Annotated in this window: 10 protein-coding genes, 1 tRNA gene and 2 rRNA genes (1 of these 13 cut by a window edge); all 13 read right to left on the bottom strand. The window is 35.9% G+C overall.

Annotation, left to right across the window (positions count from 1 at the left end; genetic code table 11):
- Positions 1-2,452, bottom strand: a 23S ribosomal RNA gene (locus tag ACWW38_RS08425); it reaches 451 nt to the left of the window's first position.
- A 252-nt stretch (positions 2,453-2,704) separates the two neighbouring features.
- Positions 2,705-4,216, bottom strand: a 16S ribosomal RNA gene (locus ACWW38_RS08430).
- The 16S and 23S rRNA genes sit together here, the layout of an rRNA operon.
- Positions 4,217-4,674: 458 nt before the next feature.
- On the bottom strand, positions 4,675-6,063 hold the full coding sequence (murD, locus tag ACWW38_RS08435; RefSeq protein WP_456260439.1) for a UDP-N-acetylmuramoyl-L-alanine--D-glutamate ligase: 1,389 nt from the start codon (positions 6,061-6,063) through the stop codon (positions 4,675-4,677).
- 398 nt (positions 6,064-6,461) lie between these two features.
- The gene (locus tag ACWW38_RS08440; protein ID WP_456260330.1) at positions 6,462-7,853 is read right to left on the bottom strand and encodes a glycine--tRNA ligase; all 1,392 of its coding nucleotides are present in this window, start codon (positions 7,851-7,853) and stop codon (positions 6,462-6,464) included.
- Positions 7,854-8,151: 298 nt separating this feature from the next.
- Positions 8,152-8,226 (bottom strand) — tRNA-Asn (locus ACWW38_RS08445).
- Between the two features lie 139 nt (positions 8,227-8,365).
- The gene (gene lysS / locus ACWW38_RS08450) at positions 8,366-9,898 is read right to left on the bottom strand and encodes a lysine--tRNA ligase (RefSeq protein WP_456260331.1); all 1,533 of its coding nucleotides are present in this window, start codon (positions 9,896-9,898) and stop codon (positions 8,366-8,368) included.
- 49 nt (positions 9,899-9,947) lie between these two features.
- Positions 9,948-10,427: a transcription elongation factor GreA gene (gene greA / locus ACWW38_RS08455; RefSeq protein ID WP_456260332.1), complete on the bottom strand. Its 480-nt coding sequence runs from the start codon at positions 10,425-10,427 to the stop codon at positions 9,948-9,950.
- Between the two features lie 129 nt (positions 10,428-10,556).
- Positions 10,557-11,381 carry a hypothetical protein gene (locus tag ACWW38_RS08460; RefSeq protein ID WP_456260333.1) on the bottom strand — a complete coding sequence of 275 codons (825 nt, stop codon included), beginning with the start codon at positions 11,379-11,381 and terminating at the stop codon, positions 10,557-10,559.
- A 76-nt stretch (positions 11,382-11,457) separates the two neighbouring features.
- Positions 11,458-12,426 carry a tRNA dihydrouridine synthase DusB gene (dusB, locus tag ACWW38_RS08465; RefSeq protein ID WP_456260334.1) on the bottom strand — a complete coding sequence of 323 codons (969 nt, stop codon included), beginning with the start codon at positions 12,424-12,426 and terminating at the stop codon, positions 11,458-11,460.
- Between the two features lie 7 nt (positions 12,427-12,433).
- A complete protein-coding gene (locus ACWW38_RS08470; protein ID WP_456260335.1) occupies positions 12,434-13,213 on the bottom strand; it encodes a type III pantothenate kinase in 780 nt (259 codons plus the stop codon).
- Between the two features lie 125 nt (positions 13,214-13,338).
- The gene (locus ACWW38_RS08475) at positions 13,339-15,009 is read right to left on the bottom strand and encodes a formate--tetrahydrofolate ligase (protein ID WP_456260336.1); all 1,671 of its coding nucleotides are present in this window, start codon (positions 15,007-15,009) and stop codon (positions 13,339-13,341) included.
- Positions 15,010-15,080: 71 nt separating this feature from the next.
- Entirely contained in the window at positions 15,081-15,467 is a 387-nt protein-coding gene (locus ACWW38_RS08480; protein ID WP_456260337.1) for a thioesterase family protein, read from the bottom strand.
- Positions 15,468-15,618: 151 nt separating this feature from the next.
- Complete coding sequence (gene ftsH / locus ACWW38_RS08485; RefSeq protein ID WP_456260338.1) at positions 15,619-17,496, bottom strand: ATP-dependent zinc metalloprotease FtsH; 1,878 nt, start codon at positions 17,494-17,496, stop codon at positions 15,619-15,621.
- Positions 17,497-17,499: the final 3 nt, after the last annotated feature.

Genomic DNA, 17,499 nt, shown 5'->3' on the forward strand with positions numbered 1-17,499 from the left:
TCCCCGAGGTAGCTTTTATCCGTTGAGCGATGGCCCTTCCATACAGAACCACCGGATCACTAAGCCCGACTTTCGTCCCTGCTCCACCTGTATGTGTCGCAGTCAGGCTCCCTTCTGCCTTTACACTCTACGCGCGATTTCCGACCGCGCTGAGGGAACCTTTGGGCGCCTCCGTTACCTTTTAGGAGGCGACCGCCCCAGTCAAACTGCCCACCTAGCAATGTCCTGTGACCAGATTCATGGCCGCCAGTTAGAATTCCAGTACTATCAGGGTGGTATCCCAAGGACGACTCCACGAAAGCTGACGCTCTCGCTTCTAAGTCTCCCACCTATCCTGTACAGACAATACCGAAATTCAATGCTAAGCTACAGTAAAGCTCTACGGGGTCTTTCCGTCCAACCGCGGGTAGCAAGCATCTTCACTTGCACTTCAATTTCACCGGATTTGCTGCCGAGACAGTGCCCAAATCATTACGCCATTCGTGCGGGTCGGAACTTACCCGACAAGGAATTTCGCTACCTTAGGACCGTTATAGTTACGGCCGCCGTTTACTGGGGCTTAAGTTCACACCTTCGCTTGCGCTAAGCATTCCCCTTAACCTTCCAGCACCGGGCAGGCGTCAGCCCCTATACATCAGCTTACGCTTTAGCAGAGACCTGTGTTTTTGATAAACAGTTGCTTGGGCCTGTTCACTGCGGCCTGCTCTCGCAGGCACCCCTTCTCGCGAACTTACGGGGTTAATTTGCCGAGTTCCTTAGCAGCAATTCTTCCGACGGCCTTAGGATTCTCTCCTCATCTACCTGTGTCGGTTTGCGGTACGGGCACCAATTTGCTCCATAGAGACTTTTCTTGGCAGCGTGGAATCAGATACTTCGCCAAAATAGGCTCCCCATCACACCTCAGGCTCAGTTGAGCGGATTTGCCTACTCAACACCCTAAGTGCTTAGACGCACATCCAATAGTGCGCACATCCTATCCTCCTGCGTCATCCCATTTGTCAAACGCATTTTGGTGGTACTGGAATATCAACCAGTTGTCCATCGCCTACGCCTTTCGGCCTCGGCTTAGGTCCCGACTAACCCTGGGAGGACGAGCCTTCCCCAGGAAACCTTAGATATTCGGCCAACAGGATTCTCACCTGTTTTTCGCTACTTATGCCAGCATTCTCACTTCTGCACTGTCCACCACTCCTTACGGTATGGCTTCAACCTGTACAGAAAGCTCCTCTACCACGTGTCGTTAGACACATCCATAGCTTCGGTGGTAAGTTTGAGCCCCGTTACATCTTCGGCGCAGGATCTCTCGACTAGTGAGCTATTACGCACTCTTTCAATGAGTGGCTGCTTCTAAGCCAACATCCTAGTTGTCTTAGAAATCCCACATCCTTTACCACTTAACTTACACTTTGGGACCTTAGCTGATGGTCTGGGCTGTTTCCCTTTTGACCACGGATCTTATCATTCGTAGTCTGACTGCCGGGGTACGAGTATATGGCATTCGGAGTTTGATAGGGTTCAGTAACTGTTGTCAGCCCCTAGCCCATTCAGTGCTCTACCTCCACTACTTATTACCCGACGCTAGCCCTAAAGCTATTTCGAGGAGAACCAGCTATCTCCGAGTTCGATTGGAATTTCTCCGCTATCCACAGCTCATCCCATGGTTTTTCAACACCAACGTGGTTCGGACCTCCACGAAATTTTACTTTCGCTTCATCCTGGCCATGGATAGGTCACCCGGTTTCGGGTCTACGATATGCAACTAGTTGCCCTATTCAGACTCGGTTTCCCTTCGGCTCCGCACCATAAGTGCTTAACCTTGCTACATATCGTAACTCGCTGGCCCGTTCTACAAAAAGTACGCCGTCACACATTAACGTGCTCCGACCGATTGTAGGCACACGGTTTCAGATTCTATTTCACTCCCCTCCCGGGGTTCTTTTCACCTTTCCCTCACGGTACTTCTCCACTATCGGTCACTAGGTAGTATTTAGCCTTGGGAGATGGTCCTCCCTGCTTCCCACAAGGTTTCACGTGTCTCGTGGTACTCTGGATTAGATCTTGCCTCATTTCCTTTTTACCTACAGGGCTATTACCCTCTGCGGCTGAACTTTCCAGTTCTATTCGGCTAAAGAAACTTTGGCGTTATGATCTATCCTCAACCCCAGAAACAAAGTTTCTGGTTTGGGCTCTTCCCCTTTCGCTCGCCGCTACTGAGGGAATCGATTTTTCTTTCTCTTCCTCTGGGTACTTAGATGTTTCAGTTCCCCAGGTGTTCCTCTATGCACCTATGAATTCAGTACATAGTATCTAGCGTTAGCTAGATGGGTTTCCCCATTCGGAAATCTGCGGATCACAGGCTATTTGCGCCTACCCGCAGCTTATCGCAGCTTATCACGTCCTTCATCGGCTCCTAGTGCCAGGGCATTCACCGTGCGCCCTTTGTAGCTTGATCATGCTTGATTTGTCAAAATCTTCGATTTTGTTAACAAATCAGTACTCCTCAGCTGTGCTGAGTGAGTTTCATTTAATCTTTTACTAAGTTTTACTTAGTTCTAGGTTTAATCTTTATATTCACTGTGCAATTTTCAAAGAACAAATCGCTAAACACGTTAGTGTTCAACGTCCTTAGAGAAACTTATAGTCTCTCAAAATTAAACAGAATTAAGAACCAGTCTATGAAAGCAGTGCTTTCATTTCTCCCTAGAAAGGAGGTGATCCAGCCGCAGGTTCTCCTACGGCTACCTTGTTACGACTTCACCCCAATCACCAATCCCACCTTCGACCGCTGGCTCCTTACGGTTACCTCACGGGCTTCGGGTGTTACCGGCTCTCATGGTGTGACGGGCGGTGTGTACAAGACCCGGGAACGTATTCACCGCGACATGCTGATTCGCGATTACTAGCAACTCCAACTTCATGTAGGCGAGTTTCAGCCTACAATCCGAACTGGGACCGGTTTTATAAGTTTAGCTCCCCCTCGCGGGATTGCATCTCATTGTACCGGCCATTGTAGCACGTGTGTAGCCCTAGACATAAGGGGCATGATGATTTGACGTCATCCCCACCTTCCTCCTGGTTAACCCAGGCAGTCTCGCTAGAGTGCTCAACTTAATGGTAGCAACTAACAATAGGGGTTGCGCTCGTTGCGGGACTTAACCCAACATCTCACGACACGAGCTGACGACAACCATGCACCACCTGTCTTCCTGTCCCCGAAGGGACTTCCTCAGTTACGAGTAATTCAGGAGATGTCAAGTCTAGGTAAGGTTCTTCGCGTTGCTTCGAATTAAACCACATGCTCCGCTGCTTGTGCGGGTCCCCGTCAATTCCTTTGAGTTTTAATCTTGCGACCGTACTCCCCAGGCGGAATACTTATTGCGTTTGCTGCGGCACCGAGGGTGGTACCCCCCGACACCTAGTATTCATCGTTTACGGCGTGGACTACCAGGGTATCTAATCCTGTTTGCTCCCCACGCTTTCGTATCTCAGCGTCAGTTATAGTCCAGAAAGTCGCCTTCGCCACTGGTGTTCTTCCTAATCTCTACGCATTTCACCGCTACACTAGGAATTCCACTTTCCTCTCCTACACTCTAGACACCCAGTATCAAATGCAGCTCCCAGGTTAAGCCCGGGGATTTCACATCTGACTTAAATGTCCGCCTACATACTCTTTACGCCCAGTAAATCCGGACAACGCTTGCCACCTACGTATTACCGCGGCTGCTGGCACGTAGTTAGCCGTGGCTTCCTCCTTGGGTACCGTCATTATCGTCCCCAAAGACAGAGTTTTACAATCCGAAGACCTTCATCACTCACGCGGCGTTGCTGCGTCAGGGTTTCCCCCATTGCGCAATATTCCCCACTGCTGCCTCCCGTAGGAGTCTGGACCGTATCTCAGTTCCAATGTGGCCGATCACCCTCTCAGGTCGGCTACGCATCGTCGCCTTGGTGAGCCGTTACCTCACCAACTAGCTAATGCGCCGCGGGCCCATCTCAAAGCGGATTACTCCTTTGATTATCTCTTCATGCAAAGAGATAATGTTATGCGGTATTAATCTCCCTTTCGGGAGGCTATCCCCCACTTTGAGGCAGGTTGCCCACGTGTTACTCACCCGTCCGCCGCTAATCCATTCCCGAAGGAACTTCATCGCTCGACTTGCATGTGTTAGGCACGCCGCCAGCGTTCGTCCTGAGCCAGGATCAAACTCTCAATTTAAAAGTTTAATCTTACTCAAATTTATTGACTGGCATTTCTTTACCTTAATTCTGTTTAATTTTCAAAGACCATTTTCTTACGTCACTTCTTACAACGACTTTTTGATTTTATCATGACTAATTAATTTAGTCAACACTTTTTTCGAACTTTTTATGAGTTCTTGCAAACCATATTTCATCGCTAGCTCGTAGCGACATGGTCTATAATATCAAAATGCATTTACCTATGTAAACTTTATATTGTCTAATTATCAAATCTATTCTTCATATATTTCAAATATCTCAATGTTTCTTTGTTTTTCTTATAATGATACTCCAGGAGAAGTATATATGAATTTAACTAAATTTATATAATATGCTGCCTAATTAAACTTAAATTATAGCTGTATATCTCTCTAATAAAACTATAAGTTCTATAAGATTTAAAGTCTCAAATCTTATAGAACTTAATCATAAAAATTAGTTAGATAAATTAAAAACTATCTCCTTATATTTATTTCCCCTAACTTCGAAATTAGGAAACATATCAAAACTAGCACAAGCTGGTGATAAAGTTACTATATCTCCTTTTTTTGCTATTTCTTTAGCTTTATATACAGCTTCTTCAAAATTATTTACAGCTATAATAGGAAGTTCTATATTCTTATCCGCCATTACTTTATCAAAAGCTTCCTTTATTTTTTCCTTTGTTGCCCCCAATAAAATTAAATACTTAATCTTGTCATATCCTTCTTCAGCTAGTGGTTCAAATGGTATATGCTTATCATATCCTCCTGCTATAAGAATTACAGGTTTTTCAAAGGCTTTTAATCCAGCTAGTGTTCTTGTTGGACTAGAAGCTATTGAATCATTGTAATATTTAACTCCATTAAGCTCTCTTACAAATTCACATCTATGTTCAACACCACTGAAACTAATTGCAATTTCTCTCATTACGTCTATGCTTACATCTTCAGAAACAAGACAAAATGCTGCTAAGAGATTTTCTACATTATGCATTCCTTTTAGCTTAACTTCTTCTAATTGGCATACATGTTTTCCTAGTAACATAAGTTCATTATCTTTAAAATAAGCTCCATCTTTTATTTCTTCTTTTATACTAAATTCCATTATTCTTCCCTTAGCTTCGTTTGAATTTGCTATAGAATTAGTTATTTCATTATCTCTATTTAAAACTAATGTATCTTCCACTTGCTGAAATTTAAATATATTCTTCTTTGCTTCTATATATTCTTCCATATTTTTATGAATGTCTAAATGATTTGGTGTTATATTAGTTATTAGTGCACAATCTATATGAACATTCATTGTCATCAATTGAAAGCTTGAAAGTTCTAGAACTACTTTATCTTCTTTCTTTATATCTTCAATATTGGCGAATAGTGGATTTCCTATGTTTCCTCCTATCCAGGTTTTATATCCTTGGCTTTTTAACATATTATAAACCAGAGTTGTAGTAGTTGTTTTTCCATCACTTCCTGTTATACCAAATACTTTAGCAGGGCAGTATTTTACAAACTCCTCCATTTCAGAAGTTATATAAGCGCCTGATTTTTTTGCCCTAAGCAGCGCAGGATTATCTATTCTCATTGAAGGTGTTTTAAACACCACATCAAATCCATTTAAATTTTCTAGATAGTTTTCTCCAAGTTCCAGTTTAATTCCCTTTTCTCTAAACTCTATACCAGTTTCCCCTAAACACTTTTCATCTTTCTTATCAAAAGCAGTTACTTTTGCACCTAACTTAACCAAAAAATGAATTAAAGGAATATTACTTATTCCTATACCTACTACTGCTACTTTTTTATCTCTTATAAATTTTTTAAATTCATTAAAATCTCTTTTCATCATACAAGGAACCCCCAAAACACTTTAATATTCTGTCACGTTATATTTCTTTTCAATTATAACACTTTACATAATTCATTGTATATATTTATTGTTTTTTTGGTTCTTTTTTTATCTTCAAAATAGTTTGAATTTATTTAAAATAAAGACTTTAACATAATCTATTGAATTTTTTTACCCGTTTATGCTATACTTTCAACGTGTCATAAGCATTTAATAATGTGATTCCCCGAATTTAATTAGACACATAACATATCCCCATAATTAAACCTTATTTTCACCGGATTAGATTTCCGGTGTTTTTTTATTCTATAGTAAATTATAAAATTATCTATTATATTAATTTTATATAAAAGCTGCTGATATACCAGCGATATATCAGCAGCTTTTATTTATGTCTAAAATTCTATTTTTTCTTCAATGAATTTTTCTAATTCGTCTATATTTATTCTTATTTGATCCATTGTATCTCTATCTCTTACAGTAACAGTATTATTTTCTAATGTATCAAAGTCTACTGTAATACAATATGGAGTACCTATTTCATCTTCTCTTCTATATCTCTTTCCTATACTTCCTGCTTCATCATAGTCTACATTAAACTTTTTACTTAATTTTTCATATACCTCTAATGCTTTATCTGATAATTTTTTAGATAGTGGTAATATAGCAGCTTTGAATGGTGCTAGTGCTGGGTGCAAATGAAGCACAGTTCTAACTTCACCATTTTCAAGTTCCTCTTCGTCATATGCATCAACTAAGAAAGCAAGTGCAACTCTATCTGCTCCTAATGATGGTTCTATAACATAAGGGACATACTTTTGATTAGTGCTTGGATCTAAATATGTTAAATCCTGTCCTGAATGCTCCATATGTTGTTTTAAGTCGTAATCTGTTCTATCAGCTACTCCCCAAAGTTCTCCCCATCCAAACGGAAATAAGAATTCTACGTCGGAAGTTGCATTACTATAGAAGGATAATTCTTCTTTCTCATGATCTCTAAACCTTAAATTTGCTTCATTCATGCCTAAGTCAAGTAAGAATTTCCAACAATAGTCTTTCCAATATTTGAACCATTCTAAATCTGTACCTGGTTCACAGAAAAACTCTAATTCCATTTGTTCAAATTCTCTAGTTCTAAAAGTAAAATTTCCTGGAGTTATTTCATTTCTAAAAGATTTACCTATTTGACCTATACCAAAAGGTACTTTCTTTCTTGAAGTTCTTTGAACATTTTTAAAGTTAACAAATATACCTTGTGCTGTTTCTGGTCTTAGGTATATTTCTGATGACGAATCTTCTGTTACTCCTTGGAAAGTCTTAAACATTAAGTTGAACCTTCTAATGTCAGTATAGTTTTTCTTTCCACATTTAGGGCAAACTATATTATGTTCATTTATGTAATTTAAAAGTTCCTCACCAGTCCAACCATCTGCACTAACATTATCTATACCATGAGCAGCCATATCTTCTTCTACTAATTTATCTGCTCTAAATCTTGCCTTACATTCTTTACAATCCATTAATGGATCTGAAAAACCACCAACATGGCCTGATGCTACCCAGACCTCTTTGTTCATAAGTATACCAGAATCCAATCCTACATTGTACGGACTTTGTTGTATGAATCTTTTCCACCAAGCCTTTTTAACATTATTCTTAAATTCTACTCCCATTGGACCATAATCCCATGAGTTAGCTAAGCCTCCATATATTTCTGATCCTTGGAATATAAAACCTCTACCTTTACAAAGTGCAACTACTTTATCCATAGTTTTTTCAAAACTCATTTTTATAACCTCCTTATATTAAATTTGCGTATAAAAAAAAGACCTAAACTACCTAAAAGGGACGAAATTTATAATTAATTCCGCGGTTCCACCCTTCTTGGCAAATAGCCCTCCTTATAAACCACTGCACTCAAAAGCTCCTTTCATAATAAGCCTTTAGCTGTTCTCACCATCCACAACCTCTCTAAAAAATAACTTATTATTACTCTTCTCTATCATCATGCACTTATATGTTTTCCTTAAAAGTATTTTATCAGAATATGAACACATGTCAAGATAAATTTTCAAAAAATAAAAATGGCTCCGCGAAAAGGATTCGAACCTTCAACCTATCGGTTAACAGCCGAGTGCTCCACCGTTGAGCTATCGCGGAACGTTTAGTACGCTATTATTATAACACATTTACTAAAAAATACAAGGGGGTCATAGAAATTTTTCAAACTATTAAAGTTAAAATTAAAGAGTAAGCTATAATGTAATTTTATAACTTACTCTCTTCTATTTATAAAATACTACTTTGTTGGCTTCATTGTTGGGAATAATATAACGTCTCTGATTGAACGAGAATCAGTTAGGAACATTATTAATCTATCTATCCCTATTCCTAGTCCACCTGTTGGAGGCATACCTATTTCTAAAGCATTAACAAAGTCATCATCCATCATATATGCTTCGTCATCTCCAAGTTCTCTTTCTTTAAGCTGTTGCATAAATCTTTCCTTTTGAACGATAGGATCATTTAACTCTGAATATGCATTACAGATTTCTCTACCATATATAAAGCCTTCAAATCTTTCAGTTAATTCTCCATTTCCTCTTTTTTTCTTAGTAAGAGGAGAATTTTCTACTGGATAATCGCATACAAAAGTAGGTTGTATTAATTTTTCCTCTCCAAATTCTTCAAATAGAGCTATTAATATATCACCTTTAGTGCAATCTGTAAGTTCTTTCTTAAGCTCTACACCCTTTTGTTTTGCTATTTCTCTAGCTTCATCATCTGTTTTAATTTCATTAAAGTCTACACCAGCATATTCTTTTACTGCATCCACCATTGTTATTCTTCTCCATGGTGGAGTAAAATCTATTTCTGTACCTTCGTATTGAACTTTAGTTGTTCCATTAACTTTTTCACATACATAAGCTACCATATTTTCAGTTATTTCCATCATGTCGCTATAATCTGCATAGGCTTGATATAGTTCAATAGCTGTAAATTCTGGATTATGTCTTATATCTATACCTTCATTTCTGAAATTTTTACCTATTTCATATACTTTTTCAAATCCACCTACTATAAGTCTCTTTAAATAAAGCTCAGTTGCTATTCTAAGATACATATCTATATCTAAAGCATTGTGATGAGTTATAAATGGTTTTGCAGCAGCTCCCCCAGCTATAGGTGATAGTATTGGTGTTTCAACTTCTAAAAAGTCTCTATTATCTAAAAATTCTCTAATAGCTTTAATGATGTTAGTTCTCTTTATGAAAGTTTCTTTTACTTCTGCATTCATTATTAAGTCTACATATCTTTGTCTATATCTTAAATCTGGATCTTTTAATCCATGGAACTTTTCTGGAAGTGGTTTTAAAGACTTAGTTAAAAGTTGAAAATCAAGAATATGTAAAGTTACTTCTCCTGTCTTTGTTTTAAATACATTACCTGTTATGGATACAAAATCACCTATATCAAAAGTTTTGTATTCTTTAAGCTTTTCTTCACCTACGTCATCTATCTTTATATATAGCTGCATTTTTCCATATCTATCATGAATATCTGAAAATCCAGCTTTTCCATGTACTCTTTTAGACATAAGTCTACCAGCGACTGTTACTGTTTTGCCTTCAAGCTCATCATAGTTCTCTTTAATTTCAGATGATGTATGAGTTCTTTCTACTTTATATACATCAAATGGATCTTTACCAGCCTCTTGTAATGCAGCCAGTTTTTGTCTTCTCTCTTTAATAAGTACGTTAAATTCAGCTTCTTGCTTAGCTTCTAACTTCATTTGTTTTATTTCTTCCTTAGTCAATTGCTTTTCCGACATTAGCGCATCCCTCCGTTTACTCAGATGTAACTTACATGAATTTATTCTACTAGATTCTTATTTCTAAAATCTCAAATTTGCTGATTCCATCAGGAACAGGTACATCAACTATATCTCCAACTCTCTTTCCTATAAGAGCATTACCTACTGGTGATTCATTTGAAATTTTATTTTTTAATGGATCTGCTTCTGCAGAACCTACTATATGAAAGTCTACTATTTCGTCAAAATCATAATCTTTAACTTTTACAATAGAACCAACACTTACAGTTTCTAATGATATTTCACTTTCATCAACTACATTAGCATTTCTTAACATATTTTCAAGTTGAACTATTCTTCCTTCAACAAACGCTTGTTCATTTTTAGCTTCATCATATTCTGAATTCTCACTTAAGTCTCCGTAAGAAAGTGCTACCTTTATTTTTTCAGTTATTTCTCTTCTTTTAACAGTTTTAAGGTACTCTAACTCTTCCTCTAACTTCTTTACACCTTCAGCAGTCATTATATACTTTTTTGACTCACTCATTTTCTACTCCCCTTTAAACATAATTTATTTAAATAAATATATTTCTAACACCTAGTTATTTAAGTTATTATAAAACAGTAACTTTCTTATGTCAACACGCATTTCCTTTTTATTCCACACAACCATATCTCATAATATTATATGATTTTCAAACTTTGCCTCGTCTAATAAAATACCATTATTCTCTAGAAGTTCATCTATATTTTTATCACTATTTCTATCAAATATGCCACCTATTAATTCAGAAGTTACTTCTAATCCCATTAAGTTCCATGGCGTGTTGTAAGTAATTTTATTAACTACTATATCTTCTGCATTTTCAGGTATATACATATTATCTAAACACCATAGAGGGCATTTCACACTCCCATTTAAAGGTCTTGAAGAAATTATGAAATCCGAATGTTCAATAACATAATTAATATTGTCAGTTACTATAGGTGAAACTCCATAATTGCTAATTATATAATCACATAATCCCCTAATTTTTTTTAAATTATTCGATACTAATATAATACATTTTCCTTTTTGAGATAATTCAAAAATTATATGTCTATTAATATCATCAGCTGCGTCGTATATAGCTATGTAATCTCTTTTTATACTTTTATTTCTAAGCATGAGTAATAATTGTATACTCTTTACAACACTATAAGCTAATACTTTCTTTTGAAACTCCGTGTAAAACATATAGTCTAGATATCTACAGGTTCTCAAAGCTAGAGCACAATAGTTGTTATTTCCAATTTTTTTATTTATATTATATATATTTCTTTTAAATGCATTTTCATTAAAATTAGGAGAAAGTCTTACTTTATATATTGTTGTATCAAGCTCCTCTATAAAGCTTTTTCCTTCAAATCTTGTAAATAACTTATCCTTTATCTTTCCCCAAATACCATCATCTTTATATGCCTTTCTTAATACAGAATCAACATAAATAACTTTGTTCATGGACTGCCTCTCATTTATTACTTATATAGTAGTCTATTCCTTTTTTACATAATAAATTACAGAGGTTCTCTATATATTATTGTGACAATTCATCTTTATATTCACTTAATATTTTCAACACATTGTCACTACTTCTTTCTACATTAATTTTATTCTTAATATCAGTACAATTCTTCATTCCCTTTATATACCAGCTAATATGCTTTCTCATCTCTCTTACAGCTCTATCTTCTCCATAATAATGAATTGCAAGCTTTAAGTGCCTAATACACATATCTATCTTTGCTTCATTACTTGGGAAAGTAACTGTTTCATTATTCAAAATCTGATTTATCTGTTTGAAGATCCAAGGATTACCCATTGATCCCCTAGCAACCATTATCCCATCACAATTTGTAGATTGAGCTAACTGCAAAGCATTTTCTGCAGAAAAAACGTCACCATTCCCTATAACTGGTATGGATACACTTTCTTTTACTTTTTTAATTATATCCCAGTCTGCTTTTCCTTCATACATTTGAGCCCTTGTTCTTCCATGCAAAGTTATAGCATCTGCTCCTGCCTGTTCCATTTCCTTTGCAAAATCTACAGCATTTATATGTATTTCATCAAATCCTTTTCTAAACTTTACGGTTACAGGCTTTTTAGATACTTTCTTCATCTCTTTTACTATTTCAGCTGCCAGTTTAGGACTTTTCATAAGAGCAGACCCTTCACCATTTCTAACTATTTTAGGAGCAGGACACCCCATATTAATGTCCACTAAACATATATCATTATTTATATTAAAGCTCTCACAAGCCTTTGCCATAATCGCAGGATCATTTCCAAATATCTGAACTGCCACGGGCTTCTCTTCTTCACTTAACCTAAGTAGTTCTTTTGTGTTTTTGCTATCATAGTAAAGTGCTTTAGCACTTACCATTTCTGTATATACAAGTCCACATCCCATTTCTTTGCATAACCCTCTAAATGCAATATCAGTTACTCCAGCCATAGGAGCTAAAAACACATTGTTTTTAAATTCTAGATTTCCTATTTTCATAAAATACCTACTCTTTATTTTTTTCGTATATAGTTCTAAGACCTTCCAAAGTTAAAAATGGACTAACTTCATCAATAGTTGTAGATTCTTGGTAAATTAGTCCTGCTAATCCTCCAGTTGCTATAACATAAGGTTCTTCTTCTCCTAATTGCACCATCTCTTCCTTTATCTTAGAGACTATATAATCTACTTGCCCAATATATCCGTAAACTATACCTGCTTGCATACTCGAAACAGTATTCTTACATATTACATGAGAAGGCTTTATAAGTTCTATTCTTGGTAGTTTTGCTGCTTTTTCAAATAGTGCATCAGCTGAAATCTTTATTCCTGGGCAAATTGATCCTCCCAAATAATCTCCTTTTTTAGTTACCGCACAGAAGGTTGTTGCTGTACCAAAATCTATTAGTACTAAAGGTCTTTTATATATTTCATGTGCTGCTACTGCATTAACTATTCTATCTGCACCAACAGACTTAGGATTATCATATTTAATATTTATTCCAGTCTTTACCCCTGGCCCTACGACTATTGGGTTTATTTTAAAATATTTTCTTATCATATGCTCTATAGAATACATGATATTTGGAACTACTGAAGATATTATTACCCCTTCTATATCCTTAGGATCTATATTATTATGTTTGAATAATTCTAATACTTGAATTCCATATTCATCAGATGTTCTTTTAGCATCAGTACCTATTCTGCATTCTAGGATAAGTTCTTTTTCTTTAAAAATACCTAATACAATATTTGTGTTTCCTGCATCTAAAACAAATATCACTATAATACACTCCTTAATAAAATTATAAGAGCAGTATCACACTGCTCTTTATAGTCAAATAACATGGTATACTTATAACACTTTAATTTTAACAACTAGTGATAATTTGTCAAGTAAAACTTAATTTAGAAAAGACCTACTATTGTACCGTCTTCTAATATATCCATCTTATTAGCTGCTGGAACTTTAGGAAGTCCTGGCATAGTCATTACATCTCCTGTTAATACAACAATAAATCCTGCTCCATTAGAAACTCTCACTTCTCTTACATTTATCTCAAAACCACTTGGCTTTCCTAAAAGAACTGGGTTATCTGATAAGGAATATTGGGTTTTTGCCACACATATAGGCAGCTTATCTAATCCAAGTTTTTCTATATCAGCTATTTGCTTTTCCGCTCCATTATCATAAGCTACTCCATTAGCTCCATATATTTCTCTTGCAATAATATTCATTTTTTCTTTTATTGTAAGTTCTGTGCTATATAAGCATTTGAATTTACTTTTTTCATTTTCTAATACAACTAAAACTTTTTCTGCCAATTCAAGTCCACCAGCTCCGCCTTTTTCCCACACTTCTGTTAGTGCCACTTGAACTCCTAGTTCTTTGCAGAATTTTTCTATATATTGTATCTCATCCTCACTGTCAGTTACAAACTTATTTATAGCAACTACTACAGGAACTCCATACTTTTTCATGTTTTCTATTTGCTTTTCAAGATTTCCTATTCCTTTAGCAAGCTTATCAACATCTGGGTTTGTTAATTGATCTTTTGCTGCTCCTCCATGATGCTTTAATGCTCTTATAGTAGCAACTACAACTATGCAGTCAGGATTTAAACCACCATATCTACATTTTATATCCAAAAACTTTTCTGCCCCTAAGTCTCCTCCAAATCCAGCTTCTGTAATCGCATAATCTCCAAGCTTTAGAGCCATTTTGGTAGCTAATATACTATTACACCCATGAGCTATATTTGCAAAAGGTCCTCCATGTATTATAGCTGGAGTATTTTCTAAGGTCTGAACTAGATTAGGTTTAATAGCATCTTTCATCAATAATGCCATAGCCCCTTCTACTCCTAAATCCTTACAATATACTGGGCCTCCATCAAGATTATATCCAACAAGTATATTTCCCATTCTTTCTTTAAGGTCCATTAAGTCATTCGCTAAACATAAAATGGCCATAATTTCTGATGCAACAGTAATCATAAAATTATCTTCTCTTAAAAATCCATTGATTTTTCCACCCATTCCAACTACTATATGACGTAATGCTCTATCATTCATATCCATAACTCTTTTGAATACTATTCTTCTCGAATCAATTTTAAGGATATTTCCTTGATGTATATGGTTATCTATAGCTGCTGATAATAAATTGTTTGCTGCTGTTATAGCATGCATATCTCCAGTAAAATGTAAGTTTATATCTTCCATAGGAACAACCTGAGCGTATCCTCCTCCTGCTGCCCCACCTTTTACTCCAAATACAGGTCCAAGAGATGGCTCTCTTAATGCTATTACAGCATTTTTATTGAGTTTGCACAATGCCTGCCCTAATCCAACTGTAACTGTAGACTTTCCTTCTCCTGCTGGCGTAGGGTTAATTGCTGTTACTAATATTAGTTTCCCATCTTTTTTATCTGCTCTACTTTTAAGTACATCTAAAGATATTTTACATTTATACTTTCCGTAAAGTTCTATATCATCTTCACTAAGCCCCAACTTATCAGCAATCTCAACTATTTTCTTCATTTCAGCATTTTGTGCAATTTCAATATCACTTTTCATTTAATAACACCCCTTTATAAAAATTAACAGGAATATACCTCCTTACGGAAAATATCTTCCTGTCATCATTACTACTTTTGAATTTTGCTTATAAAATCACTTTCATTTATTATGTATCTCCAGTGAGTAGCTTCTCCTATTTTAGCAACTTCATCGAAAGCTTCTATTTCGAAAAGTAACTTTTTTCCTTCAACTTTTTTAAGAACAGATTCACATCTAACCTTCATTCCTATAGGAGTTGCTTTCATATGTTTTACGTTTATTTCGATTCCAACTGTAGAGTATCCTTCTGGTAAATCACCTTTAATACTTGATTGTGCTGTGTTTTCCATTAATCCAACCATAGCTGGTGTAGCATATACATCTGCTAATCCAGATCCTATTTTTTTAGCTGAGTTTTCTTCAGCTACAACAATTTCCATAAAACCTTTAGTTCCTTCTTGTACATTAAATTCCATGTAATCACCTCTTCAAATTATTAATATTTAGTTTTACGCTATATTTGACATAAAACATCACAATTACTATAATTCTACCCTAATACAATTAATTATAATTAAAAAAATATAAAAAGTATAGAGTTTTATCATAACTCTATACTTTTTTATATTATATCTCTTCTTTTTTACTTAAATCCACTTCTTCTGTTACTTCTTCAGATTCATCAATTTCTAAAGGTTTCCCCTCTACTATAGCCTTAAATTCATCAGCTCCAATTTTCTCTTTTTCTAGTAGTGATTTAGCTACAGCGTGAAGTTTATCTATATTATCAGTTAATATCTTTTCTGCTTTTTTATAAGCTTCGTCTACTAATGCTTTTACTTCTTGATCTATTTCAAAAGCAACTTCTTCACTATAGTTTTTAGCCTTAGCAATATCTCTTCCTAAGAAAACTTCATCATGACCGCTTCCAAAAGTTATAGTTCCTAACTTTTCACTCATACCGTATTCCATAATCATTTTTCTAGCAATTGTAGAAACTCTTTGTATGTCATTAGAAGCACCTGTGCTTATATCTCCTAAAATCAATTGCTCTGCTACTCTTCCACCTAAAAGACCTACCATTTCATCTTTTAATTTTGATTTAGAAGTATAAGATGCATCTTTTTCTGGAAGGTGCATTGTATATCCTCCAGCCATACCTCTTGGAATTATACTAATTTCATGTACAGGATCTGCATTAGGTGAAAACTTCATTACTATAGCGTGACCTGCTTCATGGTACGCTGTAAGTCTTCTATCTTCTTCATCGATAACTCTGCTCTTCTTCTCTGGCCCTGCTATAACTCTTGTTACAGCTTCTTCAAGTTCTTCCATACCAATTTGCTTTTTATTATTTCTAACAGCAAGAAGTGCCGCTTCGTTCATTAAGTTTTCAAGATCAGCTCCTACAAATCCTGGAGTTCTCTTAGCTAAAACCTTAAGATTAACTTCATCAGAAAGAGGTTTGTTTTTAACATGAACTTTTAATATTTCCTCTCTTCCCTTTACATCCGGAGAACCAACTAATATCTGTCTATCAAATCTGCCTGGTCTTAAAAGAGCTCTATCTAATATGTCTGGTCTATTTGTTGCAGCAACTAAAATTATTCCTTCATTAACTCCAAAACCATCCATCTCAACTAGTAACTGATTTAAAGTTTGCTCTCTTTCATCATGTCCGCCACCTAAACCAGCGCCTCTTTGTCTTCCTACTGCATCTATTTCATCTATAAATATTATACATGGAGCATTCTTCTTAGCCTGTTCAAATAGGTCTCTTACTCTAGACGCACCAACACCAACAAACATTTCAACAAAGTCTGAACCTGAAATACTAAAGAATGGAACTCCTGCTTCTCCTGCAACTGCTTTTGCAAGTAATGTTTTACCTGTTCCTGGAGGTCCAACAAGTAGTATTCCTTTAGGAATTCTAGCACCCATTTCTAAATATCTTCTAGGATTCTTTAGGAAATCTACTATTTCCTCTAACTCTCCTTTTTCTTCATCTGCACCAGCTACTTCTTTGAAAGTAACCTTTTGTTTATCGGGGTTTGCTAGCTTTGCTTTGCTCTTTCCAAAGTTCATAACTCCCCTACTGCCGCCACCACCTTGTGATTGCTGCATAAACATAAACCAAAAACCAACCAACATAAGTATCAGAACTATAGTAGGCAACCAATTTACCCATACAGGTATAGAAGTTGGAGGCTCAAATCTAACATCTACTGATGGATTAGGATTTTTAACAAATAAGTCTTCAATCAATAATCCTTCTGGAACTACAGCCTCAAATTGAGTTTTATTCTTGTCTTTAAGTTCTCCTATAACAGTTCTTCTATCTTGTTTTACTTGTATTCTAGATATATTGTTTTCTACCCAGTATTTCTTAAATTGATCATATGATATAACTCCAGCATTTCTATTTGTTTCTACTAAAGCTAATGCTGCTAGTATTACGACAATTAATACTATTATCCAAGCTGTTGCACTTGAAACTTTTTTCACATC

The sequence above is a fragment of the Clostridium sp. JNZ J1-5 genome (genome assembly GCF_053901425.1).